28 protein-coding genes are annotated in these 20,546 nt (G+C 45.9%); 10 read left to right on the top strand and 18 right to left on the bottom strand.

Annotation, left to right across the window (positions count from 1 at the left end; genetic code table 11):
• Positions 1-99: 99 nt before the first annotated feature.
• Positions 100-618 carry a bifunctional 3-hydroxydecanoyl-ACP dehydratase/trans-2-decenoyl-ACP isomerase gene (fabA, locus tag JIG40_RS06120; RefSeq protein ID WP_047456811.1) on the bottom strand — a complete coding sequence of 173 codons (519 nt, stop codon included), beginning with the start codon at positions 616-618 and terminating at the stop codon, positions 100-102.
• A gap of 71 nt (positions 619-689) precedes the next feature.
• Positions 690-2,333, bottom strand: a complete 1,644-nt coding sequence (locus tag JIG40_RS06125) for a Lon protease family protein (RefSeq protein ID WP_158151052.1) — start codon at positions 2,331-2,333, stop codon at positions 690-692.
• 166 nt (positions 2,334-2,499) lie between these two features.
• Here JIG40_RS06125 and matP point away from each other — a divergent pair, with 166 nt between their 5' ends.
• The 4 genes from matP to JIG40_RS06145 all read left to right on the top strand — a co-directional run bounded on the left by matP (position 2,500) and on the right by JIG40_RS06145 (position 4,212).
• A complete protein-coding gene (gene matP, locus JIG40_RS06130; protein ID WP_020331088.1) occupies positions 2,500-2,949 on the top strand; it encodes a macrodomain Ter protein MatP in 450 nt (149 codons plus the stop codon).
• A gap of 11 nt (positions 2,950-2,960) precedes the next feature.
• Positions 2,961-3,278, top strand: a complete 318-nt coding sequence (locus JIG40_RS06135; RefSeq protein WP_020331087.1) for a DUF3634 family protein — start codon at positions 2,961-2,963, stop codon at positions 3,276-3,278.
• A gap of 122 nt (positions 3,279-3,400) precedes the next feature.
• Positions 3,401-3,730, top strand: a complete 330-nt coding sequence (locus tag JIG40_RS06140) for a hypothetical protein (RefSeq protein ID WP_199464979.1) — start codon at positions 3,401-3,403, stop codon at positions 3,728-3,730.
• A gap of 113 nt (positions 3,731-3,843) precedes the next feature.
• Positions 3,844-4,212, top strand: coding sequence for a phage protein (locus JIG40_RS06145; RefSeq protein WP_199464980.1), 369 nt, complete (start codon positions 3,844-3,846; stop codon positions 4,210-4,212).
• 38 nt (positions 4,213-4,250) lie between these two features.
• On the opposite strand, the gene JIG40_RS06150 is transcribed toward JIG40_RS06145, so the two are convergent.
• The 13 genes from JIG40_RS06150 to JIG40_RS06210 all read right to left on the bottom strand — a co-directional run bounded on the left by JIG40_RS06150 (position 4,251) and on the right by JIG40_RS06210 (position 12,328).
• The gene (locus tag JIG40_RS06150) at positions 4,251-4,478 is read right to left on the bottom strand and encodes a hypothetical protein (RefSeq protein WP_199464981.1); all 228 of its coding nucleotides are present in this window, start codon (positions 4,476-4,478) and stop codon (positions 4,251-4,253) included.
• Between the two features lie 70 nt (positions 4,479-4,548).
• The gene (locus JIG40_RS06155; RefSeq protein ID WP_199464982.1) at positions 4,549-4,797 is read right to left on the bottom strand and encodes a hypothetical protein; all 249 of its coding nucleotides are present in this window, start codon (positions 4,795-4,797) and stop codon (positions 4,549-4,551) included.
• Between the two features lie 991 nt (positions 4,798-5,788).
• The gene (locus tag JIG40_RS06160; protein ID WP_061056524.1) at positions 5,789-6,028 is read right to left on the bottom strand and encodes a hypothetical protein; all 240 of its coding nucleotides are present in this window, start codon (positions 6,026-6,028) and stop codon (positions 5,789-5,791) included.
• A gap of 135 nt (positions 6,029-6,163) precedes the next feature.
• A complete protein-coding gene (locus JIG40_RS06165) occupies positions 6,164-7,534 on the bottom strand; it encodes a zonular occludens toxin domain-containing protein (protein ID WP_199464983.1) in 1,371 nt (456 codons plus the stop codon).
• 5 nt (positions 7,535-7,539) lie between these two features.
• Positions 7,540-7,881: a DUF2523 family protein gene (locus tag JIG40_RS06170; RefSeq protein ID WP_199464984.1), complete on the bottom strand. Its 342-nt coding sequence runs from the start codon at positions 7,879-7,881 to the stop codon at positions 7,540-7,542.
• Between the two features lie 8 nt (positions 7,882-7,889).
• On the bottom strand, positions 7,890-8,975 hold the full coding sequence (locus JIG40_RS06175; protein ID WP_199464985.1) for a hypothetical protein: 1,086 nt from the start codon (positions 8,973-8,975) through the stop codon (positions 7,890-7,892).
• Positions 8,976-9,406: 431 nt separating this feature from the next.
• On the bottom strand, positions 9,407-9,622 hold the full coding sequence (locus JIG40_RS06180) for a hypothetical protein (protein WP_244662642.1): 216 nt from the start codon (positions 9,620-9,622) through the stop codon (positions 9,407-9,409).
• Positions 9,623-9,650: 28 nt separating this feature from the next.
• Complete coding sequence (locus JIG40_RS06185; protein ID WP_081035198.1) at positions 9,651-9,878, bottom strand: hypothetical protein; 228 nt, start codon at positions 9,876-9,878, stop codon at positions 9,651-9,653.
• A 9-nt stretch (positions 9,879-9,887) separates the two neighbouring features.
• On the bottom strand, positions 9,888-10,226 hold the full coding sequence (locus tag JIG40_RS06190) for a DUF1293 domain-containing protein (RefSeq protein ID WP_055453530.1): 339 nt from the start codon (positions 10,224-10,226) through the stop codon (positions 9,888-9,890).
• Entirely contained in the window at positions 10,199-11,311 is a 1,113-nt protein-coding gene (locus JIG40_RS06195) for a replication initiation factor domain-containing protein (RefSeq protein ID WP_199464986.1), read from the bottom strand. The genes JIG40_RS06190 and JIG40_RS06195 overlap by 28 nt, the downstream gene beginning before the upstream one ends.
• On the bottom strand, positions 11,301-11,501 hold the full coding sequence (locus tag JIG40_RS06200; protein WP_055453532.1) for a hypothetical protein: 201 nt from the start codon (positions 11,499-11,501) through the stop codon (positions 11,301-11,303). The genes JIG40_RS06195 and JIG40_RS06200 overlap by 11 nt, the downstream gene beginning before the upstream one ends.
• A gap of 2 nt (positions 11,502-11,503) precedes the next feature.
• Entirely contained in the window at positions 11,504-11,761 is a 258-nt protein-coding gene (locus tag JIG40_RS06205; protein ID WP_199464987.1) for a hypothetical protein, read from the bottom strand.
• Between the two features lie 3 nt (positions 11,762-11,764).
• A complete protein-coding gene (locus JIG40_RS06210; RefSeq protein WP_199464988.1) occupies positions 11,765-12,328 on the bottom strand; it encodes a 3'-5' exonuclease in 564 nt (187 codons plus the stop codon).
• A 181-nt stretch (positions 12,329-12,509) separates the two neighbouring features.
• On the opposite strand from JIG40_RS06210, the gene JIG40_RS06215 reads away from it, so the two are divergent.
• Positions 12,510-12,878, top strand: a complete 369-nt coding sequence (locus tag JIG40_RS06215) for a DUF3693 domain-containing protein (RefSeq protein WP_199465042.1) — start codon at positions 12,510-12,512, stop codon at positions 12,876-12,878.
• A 225-nt stretch (positions 12,879-13,103) separates the two neighbouring features.
• Here JIG40_RS06215 and JIG40_RS06220 read toward each other — a convergent pair whose 3' ends face one another.
• The 3 genes from JIG40_RS06220 to JIG40_RS06230 form a co-directional block, all read right to left on the bottom strand.
• The gene (locus JIG40_RS06220; protein ID WP_199464989.1) at positions 13,104-14,834 is read right to left on the bottom strand and encodes an ATP-binding protein; all 1,731 of its coding nucleotides are present in this window, start codon (positions 14,832-14,834) and stop codon (positions 13,104-13,106) included.
• Between the two features lie 7 nt (positions 14,835-14,841).
• Complete coding sequence (locus JIG40_RS06225; RefSeq protein WP_199251213.1) at positions 14,842-16,029, bottom strand: FIST N-terminal domain-containing protein; 1,188 nt, start codon at positions 16,027-16,029, stop codon at positions 14,842-14,844.
• Between the two features lie 108 nt (positions 16,030-16,137).
• Positions 16,138-16,494 carry a hypothetical protein gene (locus tag JIG40_RS06230; RefSeq protein ID WP_158151023.1) on the bottom strand — a complete coding sequence of 119 codons (357 nt, stop codon included), beginning with the start codon at positions 16,492-16,494 and terminating at the stop codon, positions 16,138-16,140.
• A gap of 259 nt (positions 16,495-16,753) precedes the next feature.
• Here JIG40_RS06230 and ccoN point away from each other — a divergent pair, with 259 nt between their 5' ends.
• The 5 genes from ccoN (at position 16,754) to JIG40_RS06255 (ending at position 20,544) form a co-directional block, all read left to right on the top strand.
• On the top strand, positions 16,754-18,181 hold the full coding sequence (ccoN, locus tag JIG40_RS06235) for a cytochrome-c oxidase, cbb3-type subunit I (protein ID WP_020331078.1): 1,428 nt from the start codon (positions 16,754-16,756) through the stop codon (positions 18,179-18,181).
• A gap of 13 nt (positions 18,182-18,194) precedes the next feature.
• Entirely contained in the window at positions 18,195-18,815 is a 621-nt protein-coding gene (gene ccoO / locus JIG40_RS06240) for a cytochrome-c oxidase, cbb3-type subunit II (RefSeq protein WP_020331077.1), read from the top strand.
• Between the two features lie 11 nt (positions 18,816-18,826).
• Entirely contained in the window at positions 18,827-19,000 is a 174-nt protein-coding gene (locus JIG40_RS06245; RefSeq protein ID WP_020331076.1) for a CcoQ/FixQ family Cbb3-type cytochrome c oxidase assembly chaperone, read from the top strand.
• The gene (gene ccoP / locus JIG40_RS06250; RefSeq protein ID WP_020432304.1) at positions 19,000-19,977 is read left to right on the top strand and encodes a cytochrome-c oxidase, cbb3-type subunit III; all 978 of its coding nucleotides are present in this window, start codon (positions 19,000-19,002) and stop codon (positions 19,975-19,977) included. The genes JIG40_RS06245 and ccoP overlap by 1 nt, the downstream gene beginning before the upstream one ends.
• Before the next feature lie 84 nt (positions 19,978-20,061).
• On the top strand, positions 20,062-20,544 hold the full coding sequence (locus JIG40_RS06255; RefSeq protein ID WP_020432306.1) for a FixH family protein: 483 nt from the start codon (positions 20,062-20,064) through the stop codon (positions 20,542-20,544).
• Positions 20,545-20,546: the final 2 nt, after the last annotated feature.

The following is a 20,546-nucleotide window of genomic DNA, read 5'->3' on the forward strand; positions in this document are numbered from 1 at the left end:
AGGGGCTTTTTATATAGACACACACCCTGACGCACTATAACTAAATATTGCACTAATAAAAAGCCGCTCAACTGAGCGGCTAGATTCAATCGCAGCGTTTTAGAATGCTGAAGTGTCTTGGAAAAGGCCAACTTTCAGATCTTTAGCAACGTAGATTTCTTTTCCATCCACCAGTACGCGGCCATCAGCAAGACCCATAACCAGTTTACGGTTCACAACACGTTTCATATGAATTTCGTAAGTGACTTTTCTGGCTGTTGGCAGAATTTGCCCTGTGAATTTTACTTCACCAACGCCCAGAGCGCGGCCTTTACCTTTACCGCCAACCCAGCCAAGGAAGAAACCAACCAGCTGCCACATGGCATCCAAACCAAGACAGCCAGGCATGACTGGGTCACCAGGGAAGTGACAATCGAAGAACCATAGATCCGGAGTGATATCTAGTTCAGCAAGGATAAGTCCTTTACCGAATTCACCCTCAGTTTCAGACATCTTAGTCACTCGGTCCATCATCAGCATGTTTGGTGCTGGTAGTTGAGGGTAACCAGGGCCAAAAAGTTCGCCACGGCTAGAAGCTAAAAGATCTTCACGGTTATAAGAGTCGCGTTTGTTCTGCATTATCAATTACTCCAATTTTTGATAGGGTGCATGTTAGTGAACACGTGTACGCCAAACAACTCCGATCAGTACTAGACAAACCAGTTTTTGACGCGTTCCACAAATCCTTGTGGCTGAACGTGTTTTTCAAAGTTTTCAATTCGTTCTGCTATCCGGCTGATCACGCTCTCTTCATCATCACCACGGAACGGCTTGTTCATGAGCACCGGTACAGCTTCATCAACATTGGATACTGGCCAGATATTGAATTCACCATTTTTAATACTTTCGACGACAGATTTATGAAGCGCAAGGTGTTTAAGGTTGCTTTTTGGCAGAATCACACCTTGTTCCCCTGTAAAACCTTGATGTTGGCAAACACGGTAGAAGCCTTCAATTTTTTCATTCAGTCCGCCTACGGCCTGAACACGGCCAAATTGATCAACAGCGCCAGTTACCGCAATTTGCTGATCAATAGGGTACTCGGACAGAGCACTGACTAAAGAACACAGTTCAGCTAACGATGCGCTGTCACCATCGACTTCGCTATACGACTGTTCGAACACAACGGATGCTGAAAAAGGAAGTGGTACGTCAAGGTTCAGGGCGCTGCTTACAAACGCCTGCATAATCATCATACCCTTGGCGTGTAAGTTGCCACCCAGTTCAACTTTGCGCTCAACATCTGAGATGTCGCCGTCACCAAAGTGGATAACACACGAAATACGTGCAGGTTCGCCGTAAGAAACAGGGTGTCCAGCAATATCAATGACAGTTAAGCCGTTTACCTGTCCTATCTGTTCACCTTGAGTTTCAATGATTACTTGACCGTCAAGAATGTCATCGAGCGCTCTTTCAGGCAGATAAGACTCACGATAATAACGTTGGTTAAGCGCTAGCTCGACATGGTTTTCCTCAATACGCTGTCCACTGCTGATGAGTGATGCTTCTTCGAGTAAAGCGCGTAGCCACATGACACACAACGGAGCGTAGTGCTGATCTTCTGTATAACGTGCTCCGGCAGTCATCACGGCTTCGATGGCATTCTGGCTAAGATCCGGCAGCTGGTATCGATTAGCGATCCATCGTAAATAGCCAAGATAGGTTGTAATCGTTTCTGGCTCAATCTTGATATCCATTTCGAGTTCACTGAACAAACAAAGTCCTGCGTGTATATCGGCATCAAGGAAGTCCACATCACCCAATTGATTTCTATCGCCAACCACCACTAACTTAATGTTATAGCGCTTGTTTAATGGTGTTTGGATTGGTGACTTAGGGTCACAGTTGAGTGGCGAAACGGGATCACCAAGAATGGCTGATTTCAGCATTGGCCAAGTGGCAGGATTGGCCAGTAAAAGGTTCGCTGAAACAATAAGATAACCATTGTTTGCTTGGTCCAGTAATCCGCTTGTCTCATTGACGACTTGGCCATTTTCGGCTTTAACCTGGCCAAAAATAGTCACCATATTCAATGTTTCAGTGACGACAACCGGAGCCGTTGTGACGAGGCTATCCATTTGTTCCTTTATCAGAGAGCGATAAATGGAATTGTCTGGAGCATTAATCAACAGAACACGACTAAATCCATTGATGTGTATGAATCTTTCAATCGCTTGTGAAAGCCTAGTTTGAGTACCAAACAGAGAAACAGGAGGCAGGCTAGGGTATTGAGAAAACTCAGCATTGAATTGATCATACTGGGGCGTGACTAAACGCCAGATATCTTGTGTCATTGAATCATCGAAATGGTGAAAAGGACGTAAATTATATAGAAAAACCTAAAGCGCGAATAGCTTTGATATTTGGGATGATCTTAGTCTTGTTTTTAACGGATTGAATTGAAAACAAAGTACGATTTGGGTTACGCTGTCACCCTAATTTTTAACAGGTTTGCCAGACATGAAATATCAACAACTCGAAAACTTGGAATGCGGTTGGAAGTGGCAGTACTTAATCAAAAAATGGAAAGATGGCGAAGCGATCACCAATCATATTGATCGCAGTGAAGCCGATAACGCTGTCCGTGAGCTAAAATCCATTGAACATGAGCCGACATTGGTACTTGAATGGATTGAGCAGCATATGGCACCAGAGCTGGAAAATAAGCTCAAACAGGCAATTCGCGCCAAGCGAAAGCGCCATTTTAATGCTGAACAGCTTCATACACGTAAGAAGTCGATTGATCTTGACTATCGGGTTTGGGAAAAATTGTCTGTGCGAGCCAATGAACTCGGATGTACGCTATCTGATGCCATTGAATATCTCTTGAGTGAGGCATCTCGCAGCGAGAAAGCGAGTCGAACGGTTTCAAGTTTGAAAGAAGATTTGAGTAAATTGCTGTCTGATTAGGAGTTAGCAAGATGCTGTATGTGATTTTGATTGCTGCAATCGTCATTTTCTGGTTGGTTGCGGTCGACAGGCCTGTTCTGAGAGTTAAGTTTAAAGACGGAGCAGTAACCGATGCAAAAGGGCATTTCCCGCCATCGTTTAAGCACAATGTGGCTGAAATTGGTGAGCATGCACCGTTTGATGGTGAGCTTAAAGTCTATCATCGAAGAAGTGGCATGAAGTTGGTGTTCTCGAATCAGGTACCGAAAAAAGTACAGCAAAGAATTCGAAATGTCTTCCCACATCAAGGTTTCAAGACGAATGGTGATAAAACCAAAAAGAGTCGCTGAATATAGGTTTCTGTATACATCGAATTTTCAGTAGTGCGTTAAGCGTTACGGAACAAAGAAACTTCAGACTGAAACGGTTGAATGCTCAATGTAGTATTCAGCCGTTTTTTATGGAGCGACAAATGAAAGTAAAGTTACTAACCGCGCTGATCGTATTGAATTCCCAGTTTGCATTTGCGGATGATTCGGAAACTAACGCTGTAGCCAGACAAATAAAATCTCAAATAATCAAAGTGCTTTCCAAGCAGAACATCGATACAAAGGGTTTTTGTGATGTATTCATCGAGATGAAACACAACAACGACAAGCAAACACAGATAGTCAAAGTCTCAACATTAGGCGATGGTCAGTTGTGCATGCGAATCAAGAAAGTGATCAAGGCTGGAACAAAGTACAAGTATCAAATACCAGAGCGATTTATAAGAATCCACATCAGTGCAGGCGATGTTTAGGTCAGATACACGATGTTAAAGCTCCACCACTTTAGTGCGCATTAGCGTCATTATGTATAATCCTTGGGTGCATATCACATATCGCAATAATACTCCTTTTCGGAGTATTGACAGTGAAGTATCACGAGATGACCAAGAATTACATTTTTCGTGAATTTGAATGTGGCCTAACCAAAGAACAGACAGCGGAACTTTGTTTTAAAAGTGTGAGAACAGTCACGGAATGGGATAAGGGGAAAAATATTCCACCTGAGTGCAAAAGGCTGATGAGGTTGATGAAAGGCCGAGAGCTGTCAAAATCAGAAGAATGGAACGGATTTAAAATGCATTACGATAAACTCGAATTACCAACTGGAGCAATGATCTCTCCCCAGCAGCTTTTAATTGGAATAGCTTTATTGGAAATTAATTCACCGATCGAAAACAATATTATGACTCGAGTATTAAAAATAAGTAGAGCTATCTGCAATTGTAAAAGATAAAAAAAGGCAGTAGATAAAAACTACTGCCTTTTTATTTATCATACAAATTTAACAGTGTATTTCTCACCATTTTCATCCACCTCATAGAACTTTGAACCTGAGTTCTGGGCATCCATAACCATCTTGTACAGGTTCAATGCTCTATCAAGAGTGGGTAGTGCATCGTTAAATTTATTTGTACCTGCAACATTTAAAATCTTTTCCTCTAACTCTGCAGTAATCCTTACTCGTTTTTCAGCGGAAGATACTTTTGAAATTGTTGCCATAATGTCGCTCCTATTCCGAGAGCACCGTCGACATGATACCCGCATGTCGACCGTCTCGGTGTACTACAAACTAACTAAGAAATAAATAAGTCAAACCCAAGCTAATGAATGCACCCAAAAAAGCCTGATACAGTACAAAAGGTGACAGGTAAGTCTTATACCATTTTTTAGGTTTCCCTCCATTGTTGGCGTCCGAAATAGGGTAAATCTTTTCAGACTTTACATCGTTCAAATCAATAAACTCATCATCATGGCAAACCTGTTTGGAAACGGTGATTGTGATGGTGAATTCTTCACTGTTGTACTGCTTATGCTTCATAAGATTATCCTTATAATAAGCAGCATCGTTCTCACAGCAGAAAGGTACTTCAGGCCCCTTTCGCCGCGTGTTTAATTAATGTGAGAACTAAGGGCCCGAAATATACATATTCTTTTTGCTCTAAAAGCTATAAGAACAAATAGATCAGCTAGATCATTAATATTTTTCATTAAATAGAATTTCCTCCATAGTTGATTGCTTGAATGTAATAAGCACTATTGGCCTAAATACATTTTTAATGAGCACTTAGTTATATGCTCTGGTTTACATTTATGCATTTAAGAACGCTTTTCTCACGTTCTGATACCATTCTAACCATAAAGTGGGTTAAATGCAAGTATTTTTGGGGCGTTTTTGTCCCTTTTTGTGCCTCAATTGTGGTCTTTTTGGGTTATATTATTGTTTTTATTAGTTTAAATTATGAGTTGGGTTTCAAAAAAAATATCGTTATATAGTGGTTTTTTATTAGTGAAAATGAAAATACCTAATGTGGAGGGGGGATGTAATAAGTTTGACATTTGAATTCGACGGTGGGATCTATCAGAACATACCGAAGATTTAATAGACTTAGTCATCTATATAGTCGTTATATTTTACCTATTGAATAGAATTGAATAACCTTTGCTTACTTTAAGCTAACCGCCCGAAAGGGCGGTTAGCTTTTGTCTGAGCCCCTTTAACGCCATGAGTTTACGTGGAATTTACCCCCGTGATACAGAACGGGGGTTGGCTGCGTCTGCTCCTCCTCCTCAGTCTTCGTCGTCGTCCGCGGCCTTCGCCAACACCAAAACACCAGGCGCTTTAAGAATAGAGATCATTGAAGATCCATCTTCGCTGGCCAGCAGCAATGGCCTGGCAGGGAGGCGGCTGTTTTTGTTCTCCCTGGAGACAGCAAAGCCCACCGAAGTGGGCTTGTCTCGCGCCAGTGGCCTGGCGGGTTTCTTGGCGTTCTGAGTAGGGCGCTTATCCCTTCGCAGCAGCTCAGGGCGTGTTATTTGGCTTTGAGCGCATCAAAGGCCGTCACGAACACATCGACCTTACCGCGAAGGCTTCGCAGCTCCGCTTTCAGTCTCTCGTTCTCTCGGCGTTCTTGCTCGTACAGGTTATGGTAGCGCAGCGCGAGGTAGCCGCCCTGGATAAGACTCTTGGACATGGTGGGGATGTTGGTCAGGTCTTTCAGGTCTGACAGCATTTTCTCATGCTGCTCTGTATCTCGTATGGTTATCGCCATCACTTTTCCTTTCTGCAGATTTTACCTGGTCGAAATATGATAGCAAAATAACTCGATTGTTCCAGGCAAAATCGCTGTTTTGATTGCATCGTTCGCCGGGAAAATACTTCGCCGGTTCGAAAAATGATAGCAGTCCTAGAATATCGAGTTCAGCTTGATTTCAGCGCGTTCGGGTTCGCGTTGTTGCTCCTGGCGAGGCTTGCAGAACACGTTCAGATTGACCGCTTCCTTAGTCAGCTGCAACAGGCAATCGTCGTAGTGCACAAAGCTGATGTGATTGGCCTTGAGGAAGGTGTCATCAAAGTAATAGGTGCCTTCCGGCGTCCTGGCTTCCAGCGTGACCATGAACTTAAAGCCTTTGTTGGTTTGCCTGGTTGTGTGGCCAGTGTAGTAGAGGCTCTGTATTTCATAGAGTCCCAACATTTGACGCATCAGTTCAACCCGGCTTGATGCAAGAGCAACTGAATCAGCGGCACCGCTGTTAGCCGGATGGCCAGCCCCACGAGCAGGTAGAACGCCAGCACCTTCAGCATCTTTTTGACCAGCGCCTTGGGTCGATTGAGAAACCTGAGATTGAGTGTGCGCCGTGGGCGCGTCCGATACTTCCTCAGAAGTACCAAGAACCAAACCGGATAAACCATAGAGAAAGTATCCTATGCAGCCGATACCCGCGGCCAAGGCCGTCAGGAATTTCGGGTTTTTATAAAGGACGTTCACGGCGCCGGACTGTTGCGCTTTTCCGGTGGCCGTGGACTTGTACAGCAGGAACGCATCAAGCGGGATTTTGACCGACATGACGTTGGGGTCTTTGCCTTTGGGGATGACAGGCGTTGAGGTGTTCTTCGCGTGTTTGTAGATAAGCGGTTTGCGCTTCGCCCAGAACATACCGTCGTTGCCTTTGTGAAAGAAGCACTGCTCCGAACAGGCGCGCATGACGGTATCAATCTGCGCCCAATCCGGTGAGAGCAGCTCTATATCCCAGTTGTATTTGCGATGGCGGGTGAAGCCTTCGTTAAACGTGAGCGGGTAGATGATGCGCCCGTTTTCGTCGAATTCTGCCTGGCCGCGGTCGTCTATCTCCGAGGCGTCGAGCTTGGACATATCGACAGGGACGTGGCGCGAGTTGAAGAAGTTCTCATAGTCTTTCGGCAGATGCGGCAGGAACTCGGCCAAAGGACGGTGAGTGATTTTCTCCATACGAAAGCCGATGTTCTTAGAGAAAATATCCTGGCATTCGTCGATGACAATGAGCGCCCCCAGTGGGCACCAGCAAAAGAAGTGCTGCCACAGGTCGATGCCGTTCTTGTCACGGCTGAAGATGCGGATCAAACGGGTCGTACTGGGGAACTCGATATCGAACCGGCGCGCGATTTCTTCCAGTGGTTGCATGCCTTCAATGTTGGTCACGACCACGCGACCCGCTTTGAGCGCTTCCAGGATAACAAAGTAGGCAACGTAGGAAGATTTGTAGGCGCCGTTCGCGCCCGTGCGAATGGTGATGGCCATCGGTGTTACCTCAGCATTTTCATGACGAAGCCCGTGGCGACGAAGTTGAAATAGACACTGATAGCACGAGGCAGGCCAAAGGCATGCGCGTAGTAGCGCAGTTCATCCGGCAGCGCGTTAAAGGCCGAGGCAATCGCCTGGGTGAATCCGATTTCTTCCAGCAGTATCTTGGCGGTGGCGTAGTAGACCTGCATTGTCCAAATCAGACCCACGAGTTTGAGTTTGATGTACCACACGTTGATGTAGGCAACGAGCTGTTGGAAGTAGGTTGGGACGAAGTCCAGAAAGTCGACGATGGTTTGGCCGAAGTCGCCGAGTGAGCTAATGAGATCAATGAGAAATTGCATACTTCCTCCTAATCCGTCAGGGCTTTGATGCCAAGCAGTACCGCCAGGAACAGCAGCACGGCGGCGATGAAGTTGGCGTTCTGGAGTAGTGCAGGGAACACACCTGAACTGAATGAGTTGGTGCGGCCATTGGCAAAGGTGAACGTCCATTCGTGTTTGACGTACTCGCCAGAGTTAAGCTGAGATTCGTCGAACGTGAACAGGGACTTAAACTGTCCCATCTGCTCCTGGTATTGCTCCTGAAGCTGTTCGATTTCGCCCTGGAGCTTGTCAATCGCGTCCGAACCGTAAAGGCCGTTACCTTCAAAATCGACTTGCCCCTCAAAGGGACGACCAACCAGACCGTTACCGTCGAGTGTTTCTTGGATGCCTTGCAGTTTGGATTCAACACCGGACAGGTCGACTTCTCCGAGACCATCTAATGAGCCGGACAGGTCAGAAACCTGAGAAGACAATGCAGCGACATCACCAGAAAGGGTTGTGATGTTACCGTTGGCAGTATTCACGGAAGCGGCGACCGAGGACATTTGGCTATTCAGAGAGCTGTAGAGTGTGTTCAGTTGACCTGACACGCCGTTGATATTGCTGTTAACCTGATTGAAATTCCCACTCAGGCCAGAGACGTTACCCATGATCGCGTTGAAGTAGTAATTTGACATACCGTTCAAGCTGGAAAGGCTGGATTTCAGTTCAGAAAATTTAGGGTCTAAGTCTGACAGGTCGACGTTCTCCACTTGGACAGACAGTTCATCGATTTTCTTGGACAGGTTCTCTTCAGTCTCCGCCAGTTTTTGCGCGGTATCGGCTGAAAGCTGAGTGACTGACTCGCTGAGGGTATCGAGCTTGGCCGAATTGCCAAAAGACAATTGTCGAGCCTCTTCAATGGTATTCTTAATGTTCTTGAGTGGTTGCGTGTAATCGGGCACATACAGCGTGCCGTCACATTTCCCGTTCCAGCCTTTGGTATTGCCGTAGTCATAGAAGTAAGACCCACACGCCACGTCATAGGAAACCAGCTTAGGGTCAAGCTCGTCTGTCGGGTCTGTACCGCCATCACCACCATCAGGGTCACCGAAATCACCACCGGGCCACATCACATCCCCGTTTGAGCCCTCGGACTCTGTACAAACATCACCTGTAGAAACAAACGTACCATAACATTCGTTACTACCATCATTAGGACAAATAGAAGTGAAATCGAGACGATATTTACAATTACCCGAGGAACCTAAACATATGTAAGGAGCATCGCCATACAGAGCACGGTCCCAAACTCGGCTACCACTGCTAACACCAATCGGACAACTTATCTCTTCAGATGCATAAGAAGACGCGGCCAAAAAAGTGGTCAGCAAGAGTAGGAGAGTCAGACAGGTATTGATTGCAGTTTGCATAAGCCACCCCATGAAGTAAAACGCCCCCGTTAGGAGGCGTTGATTCCAGTGTAGAAGCCGTATATGAACGCCCCACCATTAGCCAGGGCTAAGAGTATGGTGATGACGTTAGATATCAGCTCGACCATGGCTTAACGCATCGCGCCGATGATGGCACGCAGACCAAAACCGATGGCCGCCAAACCAATCAGACCAACCACAACCAGCGTGTAGTTAGCCTGGCCAGTCGAGACCGCCGTAGTGATGGATTCGGCAACGTCAGCACGAGCCGCACCAGACAGGGCTAGGGCACCAGTACCCGCCGCGATTTTTGCAGAGTGTTGTTTCAGAAGGTTCATGTATTTCATGGGTGTATCTCCGTTGTTAGTGACAGTGTCACCCTCTACCGAGGGCTTTAACGATTCGACCAAGGATGTGGCCACCAATGAGGGACAACAGCAGATAGCCCGACACGGTGGAGTACAAAGCAGGGTCGATATTTAACGAATCAGACGAAGTGTTATTGAGTAGGTTGTTGGCTTCGTCTGACGTTAACACCACGTAATCGCAGGCCGTCGATGACGTCATCACATAGCCGTTGTAGTCGATTACGCACTTGCTCATGACAGCCCCTTATTTCTTGAGCTGTTCAGCAAAGTATTTCTTAATGTCTTCGTCGACCGGAACCAGGTCAGTCACCACGACTTCAAGCGGATCTTCCGGATTGCTGCCAAACTTGATGTCGTAGTCACGGTTCGGGACAAAGGCGCGGGACTGGATAAGCTTTTGGGCGTACTCCAGGTTCACGCGCAGCGGTTGTTTGTTGTAAGGAATATCGGTGTTAAAGCCGATGCCGTATTGCTCAAACTTCTCAGCGTTCACGGTTTCCACCGGACGTAATACGCACAGTTCAGCGATTTTTGTGCCCGATTTCGGGAACGTCTTTATTGCGATACCTGTAATGGTTGCCATTGCCTTAACTCCGTTATGGTGTGTTTCAGTTGGGTGTAAGAGTCGGGAACGCCGAGTTGGTCAAAGTCGTCCCGTCGATGTTTATGAGGAATGAGCATTCCAAAGGCTTCGCCCAGGTCACCCTCCGTCATTGCAATCACTTCAGCCAGGGCAACGCCACATTGACGACGCACCCAGGCGATACGCGCGAAGAATTCCAGACCTTGCGCTTTCTTGTTCTTGCTGAATTTCACTGGTGCCGCTGGCTCAATTGAGGCGGCAAAATCACACAGGCCAGCGAAGGCCGAGGCGGGCGTGGCCAGCAAATCAATGTCGCACTTCTTCAGCTCGACTTCGTTGCGATACCAAACCAGCTCAGGGTCAGAGATTTTCTGCTCCAGCTTTTTGTTGTAGATACGCCAGTACACCGACGACGAACGAGAGCCCACGATGGTGGCTTCTTCCATCAGTTCGCCGCTTTCGGTAATGCGTTTATGAGGAACCATTGACGGACCACGACCACGATTGGCCGTGCGAAATGCGCCTTCATAAAAACACTTCTCAGCGTACTGAGCGTTGAAAATTCCGGTGTAGTCATCCACCGCCAGGTCAAGACGGGCTAGGCGAGTGACACCCAAAATCGTGGCCAACCACCAATGCAGTTTGGTGTGGGAAATACGCTCAAACAGACGAGTGCAGCCCGTACCGTTGATTTGCACGAATACCGTGTCGTTATTGCCGCCGATACCTATCAGGCCACATTCTTGGGTGCCCGTTGGGTCAAGGATCACCGCAGAATCGTTGTAACCATGCAGGCCGCGACCACGCATCGGTGACAGACGGAACCCCATGACTTTTTGCATGAATTCCTCCAGGCGATGCGCTAAGACTTTGCGCACCTTGTTCTTGTATTTTGTGATGGCGTGTTCCAGCTGCTCTGGTGTAGAGAGTGGTGGCTCTCGATACTCAGGGAACTGGAGATTCACGAAGTCCTGGTCATTTGAACGGTCTAAGTGACGCAGGTCGGAATACGCAAAGGTAAACGCCAGGTGATCAACCTTGACCGGACGAATCGAATCGTGGAACGGATGCGCTTTAGATGGCATGGAAAACCCCCTTGAGCAGCAGCTCCTGGTAGTTTTCATCAGTGATTTCGACCAGTTGATATGGGTCGGTGCCGTAATGCGTCGACAGATACAGGTCAAACTCAAACTGAGATTTGAAGAAGCGATGACCCCAAGGGAAATAGACGTTGAGTCCGATGTTGGGTTCGTTGTCGAAGTAGATGGTATCCATAATCACGCATCCAGACTTTGACGTTTAAGCGCGTGACGTTGCTGTTCAAGCTGAAAAACTTCACGGGCTAACTGGTTGCGACGCACAATCAAACGCTTAACTTCAAATGTCACGGTGTAACGTTCTATTGCATCTAGGATAAAACTGACGATGCGTGCGCCCATGAACCCAGCGAAACAGAACATCGAGACATACACGGCCAGAATGAACGTGATGCTTTCAATGTCCTCAGTGGTCAATAGGATGAAGTCGCCAGTCATGATTCAGCCCTCAAGTTTTCCGTTAACGGCGTGAATCAGTCGGCGAGTCATTTCGCAATCGGCCAGAGCGCGGTGTGCAGTTAGATCAGACACATCGATATTTTGTTGTGCACAGGCAGTGGTCAAACGTTGCCATTTGTAGCATTCATGGAAATCATTCCAATCACCATAAAACTCCGCATACCAAGCCATTGCACAATGACAGCCACCAAAGAAATGAATCAAATTCGCCAACGGGTAGTCGAAGTCTGAGAGCGATTGTTTGATGAGTCGGTAGTCGTAATTGAAGTTGTAAACGATAACTTGCTTATCAAAGATTAACCCTTTGATTTCATTCCAAACGACATCAAACGTTGGCTTATCCGCAACATCTTCATTGGTGATGCCGTGAATAGCCGTAGCCTCAGCAGGAATCTGAATCATGGGATTCACCAGGCCGCTGTAGAGAGTCCGACCGGATTCAGCATTAATGAGTGAGATTTCGACGATACGTGCACTCGAATCTAAGCCCGTAGTTTCCGTGTCGAGAATGACAGCATCTGATAGAGGTAAAGCGTGAATAGACATAGCAACCACCTTAACTAGTTGGGAGGCCACCAAGGAGTCGAGTTAAGGTCGAGCATCCAAGGCGGCCGAGTACAGTAATTTCTGTGGTGATTGAATACAGAATTCTATGTACTGTCAACACAGCAAATTTTGTATTAAAAGACTAGAATCAGGTCAGAGAGGAAATTTCGAGAGCATGAAAATGTACACAAACCAACTCTTAGATGCGTACAAAACGCAGATGAACTATGTGCAATACAAGCAGATAGCTCACGATTTGGGTGTAAGCCCACAAATGATTACGGAAGTAAGAAAAGGCAGAACTTTTCTTAGCGAAAATCAAATACTTATGTTGGCGGAAGCTGTAGGCGAAGACAAAGAAAAGGCTCTAATCGGTTTAGCGATGGATAAAGCGAAAACCTACGAAGCCCAAGCACTATGGCAAAGCATCGGAAAAAAGTTTAACGGGCTAGGAATTTCAAGTATATCAATGGCTTTGGGCGGACTAATGTTGTATGCGGTACAGCTTAAAGAGCTACTACTTCAGTGCGCATTATGTATATTATGTTAAATTAAATATATGAAAATAACAACATACATTACGTATGCCCCTAGCTTACTTGATAATGCTCTAACTCATTGAACATAATCAATTTACCATAAAGTATATAATTACTATATTGATTAACGTGAAACACGTGTAATCAATACAGTAATTATGTGGTCATATCTAATGGCTTCTGCTCTTTCTTGTTGAGCATCAAAATGGCGACATAACCGGGATAGGTATCTTCTATCAGCGGCGATTGAGGTAGCGATCTGAGATTCGTTGTAGTTCCTTGCTACGAATGGGCTTTAACACAATATCGTTCATACCAGCGGCCAAACAGTTTTGATGGTCACTATTCATGGAGTGTGCGGTCAGCGCAATGATTGGAGTGGTCAGTCTTTGAGATCGCAAGATTCTGGTTGCCTGAATTCCATCCATAATGGGCATCGAAATGTCCATAAAAATAAGATCAAAACTTCTATTTTTTTCAATGAGCTCTAAAGCATGTTGTCCGTTGTTAGCAATAGTTACGCTGTAACCCATTCGATTTAACAATAACTGTATAACCATCTGGTTCGTTTTTGTGTCTTCTACAACCAGAATGTGCTTGCTGTTATCAAGAGCATCGTATGTTTTGGTATCACTCAGTTGGCCCGCATTCTCATTGGCGGCTGCAGTGCTTCTCGATTCCAACGGAATCGAGATTGTAAACAAACTTCCCTCGCCTAGTTTGCTGTTTACTTTTATGGTGCCACCCATGAGTTCAACCAGATGTTTAGTAATCGCCAGACCCAAGCCTGTTCCCCCATAGTTACGCGTGATTGACGTATCAGCCTGAATAAACGGTGAAAACAGATGTTCAATACGCTCGTTGTCGATACCAATACCGGAATCACGGACTTCGATTTCAAGACGATCCCGGGCGGTAACCAACGATACATCGACAAACCCCTGATGAGTAAATTTGATGGCATTGCCAATGATATTGAACAAGATCTGTGTGAGGCGAACAGAATCAACCCAATACTCAAACTGCTCGCAAATTGAAGCTTTGACATTGAACTTAATATCTTTGGCCTGCGCCACTTGACTATGGTACTCGAGCGCGTGTTGCAACTTTTTACTTAAACTTATCCAGTGACGTTGTAACTCAAAATGCCCGGATTCAATGCGACTGAGATCCAGAATGTCATTAATGATGACTAATAGAAGCTCAGCAGAATTTTCCATTTGCTCCAGCATTTCTTGCTGATAGGCATCAGAGTCATCACGTAATAAATCAATCAAACCTAATACCGCATTGAGTGGTGTTCGTAGCTCATGACTCATCATCGCAAGGAACTGGGATTTGGACTGATTTGCTTGCTCCGCTTGTTGCTGGGCGATTTTCAGTTCACGGGTTTTCAAATCGACCAATTTTTGCAGTGCCTCTTTATGTTCGATGTCGTTAATCGCACGCTCCAACAGAGGTCGAAAACGTGAAAGAGTCGATTTGGTTTCAAGACTAAACTGCCCTTTTCTCGTACCAAGCAGCAGCAGTACCGAATCACTGGTCTGCGCTCGTATACCAGTGACCAATGCGGAATTGATTTGGTCTTTAAGAAAGTGGTTCAGATTGCGAAATTCTTCGAGTTTACTTGGCTCAAAAAGAATGATGCATTCACCATCCAATACACGCTGAAACTTGTCACCGTTGAACCAGTCTTTGCCTTGAAATGCGAGGTTAGACGCCAGATAAGTCGAGAAAGTTCGGCTCTCTTTTTCTTTTGAAATCACGATGAAGTCATCAAATCGAATATAACGACTGAGAACTTTTTTCAACTCTTCAAAGATCTGATACTTGTTGTCCGCATGGTTGAGTGCCGATAAGGCAGCCAGAATAACGCGATTTTCCTCTGCTAATCGCTGCTCGCGTTCTTTGCTGCGCTCAAGCTCCACTAACGCCTCATTAAGCTGTTCTATCTTTTCTTGTTCCATCAGGTGGTTACTCAGACTCATAGAAAAGGACTGACGAGATCATCAGGTTACCGTGTGCATTCTCGCCACCGATGAAACGCCCTTGTTCGCCAAAGGTAAACGGGCAAATAAAAGGCCGGCCGTTCATTTGAGACTTCAATTGACGCTGAACTCCGAGAATATCGTCTCCCAGCCGCAGCATGGAGCCTGCACAATAAATAATGATAGACCCTAGTAATTGAGACTCATGATAGTTTGGCGTATTGGCCTCTTTGACTACCCGGGACGCACGGTTGATCAGTTGTTCTCTGGAACCAGTCATCAATGTTACCGTTTCCCCTTCGACGACGGCGGTGAACATCTCCATAGCGCCGCTACGCGTCATACGAACGGGATGTGACAACTTGTAATAAGGCTGTTGGTGAATATGGCCAGCGACACGGCCGAGCGGAAAACGAGTGACATGGTGAAAAAGGTAGTGTTCTGAAATCTGAACGCTGGAGTGGTCACTGATCCACTCTTTGTAGATTTGTTTAGCAGGCTCACCATCGATTTCATGGATAAATCGTCCGGAGGCTTTGGTTACGGTGCCAACAAACTCTGTGGGTGAATAGCCTGCGCTAAATCCGGTTGTGAGAGGTTTGGATGGAAAAAACAGCTGGACGGCCAGGCCGTTTTTAACCCACCCCTGCTCGGTCATGCTTGACCATTGCTGCTGAATGTAATTGTCTGCAGCGCTGCCACCGATAATGGGAATTTGAGTACCAAAAATATCGTCAATCTCGTCGATAAAAAGCTCTTCATGGCCTGGCGTGGCATGAAGGATAATTAGGCTGGGTACTTCTCCAATCCGCCCAGCTGACCTCAACGCTTGCTGAATCGCCTTACGCGTTGATTTCCTGAGGTCTTTATCGTCTTCCAATCCGATCAGCCCTGTACCATAGGCACTGCTCGCTGCATCATAGATTGCCAACGCCGCGATCACAGGTCCGGAATGGTAACCTTTTTCCGTCATCACGCCTTTGCAGGACGAACACCCAACAAAAGGAATATTAGGAAATGCTTGCTTAAGCGAGCGGAATAATATATCGGCAGGATACTCATCGGTATAATAGAATACCAAACTGGAAAGCCCCTCAAATATAAGGGACTCTTTCAGATGACTAACGGCATTTATAGGATCAGAGATTTGAGTAAAAGTCGTTATCAATCGCATATGCGAATAAAGTTAAAAGATTCTTCAATCTTTATACATTAACTTTAAGCGATATTAAATTCTTTCTCTTAACTTAATGAAGCCTATCTCGCAAATTATGCGTCATTATTAATTAATAATATTAATGTTTACCGAGTCATTAATATTAATCGCGCTATTTGTTTTTGAGTTGTTGCGAATCACCTTTAACTGCACTTCTTCACCATCTCGAACCAATTCATCATTTGATTCCAGGCTCCAGTCCTCGGGGATTGGACGAATAATATACACGCCTGGGAACTCTTCACTTTTTGTTACAGTTATTTTTTGTCCGTTCACAAATAAAGAACATTTTGGCTCTGGAATGCACTCTTGAGTTGGTACATCACGATATGTGATCGTGCGCCAAAAAAATGCGCCAACGAGTATTGCCAGCGTGATGATAATTTGAGCAAGTCGGTGTTTAGTAAGCTTTTCAGCCGCCATGTCTGTGAGTTCCTCGTGTAACAAACTTCAAAGTTTTGAAATAAAAGGCCAAATCCGGATGGATAGTAAGGTTACTACACTGTCATTGAATTGTTAATTGCAGTATAGTTGTCGGCTGAAAATGCCACTTTTTTATAAAGTCAGCAATAGGTATTAAGGTTCTGAAAAGACATTAATTTTTATTGTGAACTTGGGTGGCATTACGACATGTGTCGTGTTGGAAGTAAAGTGTAGTTAATTAGACATTGGAAGCATGCAAATGAGCCAAGAAAAGCAGCTTGAACAAAACTATAACTATACAGTCGTCCGTCAATTTACCTTAGTAACTATTCTCTGGGGTATTGTCGGTATGGGTGTTGGTGTTTTGATTGCCGCTCAATTAGTATGGCCACAGCTAAACTTTGATACGCCGTGGCTGACGTATAGTCGCTTACGTCCCCTGCATACTAATGCGGTAATTTTCGCGTTTGGTACCAGTGCACTGTTTGCAACATCCTATTATGTTGTGCAGCGTACTTGTCAAACTCGTCTCTTTGGTGGCCCGCTTGTCCCATTCACATTTTGGGGATGGCAAGCGATCATCGTTTCTGCCGCTATTTCTCTGCCTCTGGGTTATACCTCAGGTAAAGAATACGCAGAACTTGAATGGCCGATTGATATCGCGATTGCTCTGGTTTGGGTTTCATACGCCGTGGTGTTCTTCGGAACGCTAGTGAAGCGTAAGACATCACATATCTACGTAGCAAACTGGTTCTTCGGTGCGTTTATTATCACCGTAGCAGTTCTTCATATCGTGAACAGCATGGCAATCCCAGTATCTATGGGTAAATCGTACTCGATTTATTCTGGTGCAGTGGATGCGATGGTTCAGTGGTGGTACGGCCACAACGCAGTAGGTTTCCTACTGACAGCCGGCTTCCTGGGTATGATGTACTACTTCGTTCCTAAGCAAGCTGAACGTCCTGTTTACTCTTACCGTCTGTCAATCGTTCACTTCTGGGCACTTATCTCTCTGTATATTTGGGCGGGTCCTCACCACCTTCACTATACGGCGCTACCTGACTGGACTCAGTCTCTGGGTATGGTGATGTCTCTGGTTCTGTTCGCTCCATCTTGGGGTGGCATGATCAACGGTATCATGACGCTATCAGGTGCGTGGCATAAACTGCGCTACGACCCAATTCTTCGATTCCTGATCGTTTCTCTGTCTTTTTACGGTATGTCTACCTTTGAAGGCCCGATGATGTCGATCAAGACAGTCAACGCACTCTCTCACTACACCGACTGGACGATTGGTCACGTTCACTCTGGTGCTCTGGGTTGGGTTGCTATGGTGTCTATCGGTTCGGTTTACCACCTAATCCCTCGCCTCTTTGGTCAAGAGCGTATGTACTCAATGAGTCTGGTGAATGCCCATTTCTGGTTGGCAACCATCGGTACTGTCCTGTACATCGTTGCGATGTGGATCTCTGGTGTTATGCAAGGTCTGATGTGGCGTGCGGTTAACTCCGACGGTACGTTGACTTACAGCTTTGTTGAGTCGGTTCAGGCATCTTACCCGTTCTATACCGTACGTTTCATCGGTGGTTTCATCTTCCTATCGGGTATGTTCCTGATGGCGTTTAACGCGTATAAGACGATTTCTGCACCAAAGCATAGCTTAAAAGCTATCCAGCAACCGGCTTAAGGAGATTGAAAGAATGAGTTCTAATTCTAATAATCGCCACGAAATCATTGAGCGCAATGTCGGTCTGTTGGCTATTTTTATCGTTTTCGCAATCAGCTGGGGTGCTCTGGTTGAAATCACACCGTTGATTTTCCAAAAGCAAACGACTGAGCCTGTAGAGAATCTGAAACCTTACACTGCTCTGCAATTGGAAGGCCGTGATATCTACATCCGTGAAGGTTGTAACGTCTGTCACAGCCAGATGGTTCGTCCATTCCGTTCTGAAACGGAACGTTACGGCCATTACTCAGTTGCGGGTGAAAGCGTGTGGGAACATCCATTCCTGTGGGGTTCTAAGCGTACTGGTCCTGACTTAGCACGTGTTGGCGGTCGTTATTCTGATGAATGGCACCGTGTTCACCTGACTAACCCTCGCGAACTGGTACCTGAATCAAACATGCCTGGTTTCCCATGGTTAGCTGAAAATGTCCTTGACGGTAAATACACTCAACAGAAACTTGAGTTGTTCCGTGACAAATTTGGCGTGCCATACACAGATGAACAAATCGCGAATGCGGCAAAAGATGTAGAAGGTAAAACCGAGATGGATGCCATCATCGCTTATCTTCAGTCTATTGGTCACGCAATGAAATAACAGGGGTAATTATGGATATCGGTACTATTCACAGTATTTGGACCATAGTGCTTTTCGTCTGCTTTATTGGCGTCGTTTGGTGGGCCTACGGTAAAAAACGTAAAGCTCGCTTTGATGAGGCTGCCAATCTGATTTTTGCAGACGAACCGCAAACGCCCTCAAAAAAACAAGGAGTGACTAAGTAATGACAACATTCTGGAGTCTATGGATTACCGTCATCACACTGGGAACCCTGTTGGGCTGTGCTTTCCTGCTCGTTTGGTGTCTTAAAGACAAAATGGGTGTGGAAGAAGGCGTAGACATGGGGCACGAGTACGATGGTATTCGCGAAATTAACAACCCGCTGCCAAAATGGTGGACTTACCTGTTTGTAAGTACCTTCGTTTTTGCTGCTGTCTACCTGACTCTTTACCCAGGTTTGGGTAACTTTAAAGGTGTGTTAGGTTGGCAAAGTTCAGACCAGCGAGTTCGCTCACTGGAAGAATCAAAAGCCTCAATTGCGTCTGCTCAGGAAAATAAAACTCTGGTGCAGTATGCGAAAGAACTGGACGACGCAGACACCTACTTTGGTGAAGCATTCAAACGTCTGGCATACAAAGATGGTGGCTCAGATCTACGCCCTATTCCTGAAATCGCGGCAGATTCCGATGCACTGAAAGTAGGACAGCGTTTGTTCCTGCAAAACTGTTCTCAGTGTCACGGCTCAGATGCGCGTGGCCAGAAAGGTTTCCCTAACCTGACTGACAATGCGTGGCTGTATGGCGGTGAACCTGATGCTATCGTGACAACAATTCGTCACGGCCGTATCGGCCAAATGCCGGCATGGAAGGATGCACTGGGTGAACAAGGCGTTCAGGAAGTCGTGAGCTACGCTCTAAGCTTATCTGGTCGTTCGGTTAACGCTCGTGAGGCAGAAGCTGGTAAAGCACGCTTTGTCGTGTGTGCAGCATGTCACGGTACAGATGGTAAAGGTAACCCAGCAGTGGGTGCCCCAGACCTGACAGACCAAGACTGGCTGTTTGGCGATTCGCGCGCAGCGGTAACTGAAACCGTATCTAACGGCCGCTCAGGTGTGATGCCTGCTTGGATTGATATTTTAGGTGAAGACAAAGTGCAACTGGTTGCTGCTTATGTCTGGAGCCTGAGCAATTCAGACAAATAAGTAACAGTCCAATAACAGCCCCTTTCAAAGGGGCTGTCTTTCTTTTAAGTTAGAGCCTTCTTTTTTGTTGTAGAGAACTTTTTTATGGTAAAGCCTTGGTATAAACAATTCTGGCCGTGGTTTCTGATTATTCTTCCGCTTACGGTCGTTGTCTGGACAATTGCTACTGTTATCGTGTTTTCCAATAATTCGGTATCCCTAGTGACTGAGGATTACTATAAAAAAGGCAAAGGCATCAATATCGATTTGTCTAAGATTCATGTTGCTAAGGAGCTCGGTTTGAATGCCGCTGTCTACTCTGAAGGCAACGATATTGTGATTGAACTGAACAAAGGGAAACTAGATCATTTCCCAGCGATTCAGGCGATGTTTGCCCACCGAACCCTACCAGATCGTGATTTCTCAATGCTGCTGACGGCTGACGCTAAAGGTCGCTATCGAATTAATCGAGATAGCGAGCTTCAGGGCCCTTGGTTTATTGAACTCACTCCCCACAATAGCGAATGGCTGGTTCAAGGCAGAGTCACTTTCCCTACTGAGTCTCCGACTCAACTGATGAATTATTAATA

The sequence above is a fragment of the Vibrio sp. bablab_jr001 genome, from assembly GCF_016464285.1.
Classification (GTDB): Bacteria; Pseudomonadota; Gammaproteobacteria; order Enterobacterales; family Vibrionaceae; genus Vibrio; species Vibrio fluvialis.

Excerpts from the sequence above, each read along its gene's own strand:
- fabA (WP_047456811.1), bottom strand. The coding sequence starts at position 618 with ATGCAGAACAAACGCGACTCTTATAACCGTGAAGATCTTTTAGCTTCT.
- JIG40_RS06125 (WP_158151052.1), bottom strand. The coding sequence starts at position 2,333 with ATGACACAAGATATCTGGCGTTTAGTCACGCCCCAGTATGATCAATTC.
- matP (WP_020331088.1), top strand. The coding sequence starts at position 2,500 with ATGAAATATCAACAACTCGAAAACTTGGAATGCGGTTGGAAGTGGCAG.
- JIG40_RS06135 (WP_020331087.1), top strand. The coding sequence starts at position 2,961 with ATGCTGTATGTGATTTTGATTGCTGCAATCGTCATTTTCTGGTTGGTT.
- JIG40_RS06140 (WP_199464979.1), top strand. The coding sequence starts at position 3,401 with ATGAAAGTAAAGTTACTAACCGCGCTGATCGTATTGAATTCCCAGTTT.
- JIG40_RS06150 (WP_199464981.1), bottom strand. The coding sequence starts at position 4,478 with ATGGCAACAATTTCAAAAGTATCTTCCGCTGAAAAACGAGTAAGGATT.
- JIG40_RS06155 (WP_199464982.1), bottom strand. The coding sequence starts at position 4,797 with ATGAAGCATAAGCAGTACAACAGTGAAGAATTCACCATCACAATCACC.
- JIG40_RS06160 (WP_061056524.1), bottom strand. The coding sequence starts at position 6,028 with ATGGCGATAACCATACGAGATACAGAGCAGCATGAGAAAATGCTGTCA.
- JIG40_RS06165 (WP_199464983.1), bottom strand. The coding sequence starts at position 7,534 with ATGGCCATCACCATTCGCACGGGCGCGAACGGCGCCTACAAATCTTCC.
- JIG40_RS06170 (WP_199464984.1), bottom strand. The coding sequence starts at position 7,881 with ATGCAATTTCTCATTGATCTCATTAGCTCACTCGGCGACTTCGGCCAA.
- JIG40_RS06175 (WP_199464985.1), bottom strand. The coding sequence starts at position 8,975 with ATGTGGCCCGGTGGTGATTTCGGTGACCCTGATGGTGGTGATGGCGGT.
- JIG40_RS06180 (WP_244662642.1), bottom strand. The coding sequence starts at position 9,622 with ATGAAATACATGAACCTTCTGAAACAACACTCTGCAAAAATCGCGGCG.
- JIG40_RS06185 (WP_081035198.1), bottom strand. The coding sequence starts at position 9,878 with ATGAGCAAGTGCGTAATCGACTACAACGGCTATGTGATGACGTCATCG.
- JIG40_RS06190 (WP_055453530.1), bottom strand. The coding sequence starts at position 10,226 with ATGGCAACCATTACAGGTATCGCAATAAAGACGTTCCCGAAATCGGGC.
- JIG40_RS06195 (WP_199464986.1), bottom strand. The coding sequence starts at position 11,311 with ATGCCATCTAAAGCGCATCCGTTCCACGATTCGATTCGTCCGGTCAAG.
- JIG40_RS06200 (WP_055453532.1), bottom strand. The coding sequence starts at position 11,501 with ATGGATACCATCTACTTCGACAACGAACCCAACATCGGACTCAACGTC.
- JIG40_RS06205 (WP_199464987.1), bottom strand. The coding sequence starts at position 11,761 with ATGACTGGCGACTTCATCCTATTGACCACTGAGGACATTGAAAGCATC.
- JIG40_RS06210 (WP_199464988.1), bottom strand. The coding sequence starts at position 12,328 with ATGTCTATTCACGCTTTACCTCTATCAGATGCTGTCATTCTCGACACG.
- JIG40_RS06215 (WP_199465042.1), top strand. The coding sequence starts at position 12,510 with ATGTACACAAACCAACTCTTAGATGCGTACAAAACGCAGATGAACTAT.
- JIG40_RS06220 (WP_199464989.1), bottom strand. The coding sequence starts at position 14,834 with ATGGAACAAGAAAAGATAGAACAGCTTAATGAGGCGTTAGTGGAGCTT.
- JIG40_RS06225 (WP_199251213.1), bottom strand. The coding sequence starts at position 16,029 with ATGCGATTGATAACGACTTTTACTCAAATCTCTGATCCTATAAATGCC.
- JIG40_RS06230 (WP_158151023.1), bottom strand. The coding sequence starts at position 16,494 with ATGGCGGCTGAAAAGCTTACTAAACACCGACTTGCTCAAATTATCATC.
- ccoN (WP_020331078.1), top strand. The coding sequence starts at position 16,754 with ATGAGCCAAGAAAAGCAGCTTGAACAAAACTATAACTATACAGTCGTC.
- ccoO (WP_020331077.1), top strand. The coding sequence starts at position 18,195 with ATGAGTTCTAATTCTAATAATCGCCACGAAATCATTGAGCGCAATGTC.
- JIG40_RS06245 (WP_020331076.1), top strand. The coding sequence starts at position 18,827 with ATGGATATCGGTACTATTCACAGTATTTGGACCATAGTGCTTTTCGTC.
- ccoP (WP_020432304.1), top strand. The coding sequence starts at position 19,000 with ATGACAACATTCTGGAGTCTATGGATTACCGTCATCACACTGGGAACC.
- JIG40_RS06255 (WP_020432306.1), top strand. The coding sequence starts at position 20,062 with ATGGTAAAGCCTTGGTATAAACAATTCTGGCCGTGGTTTCTGATTATT.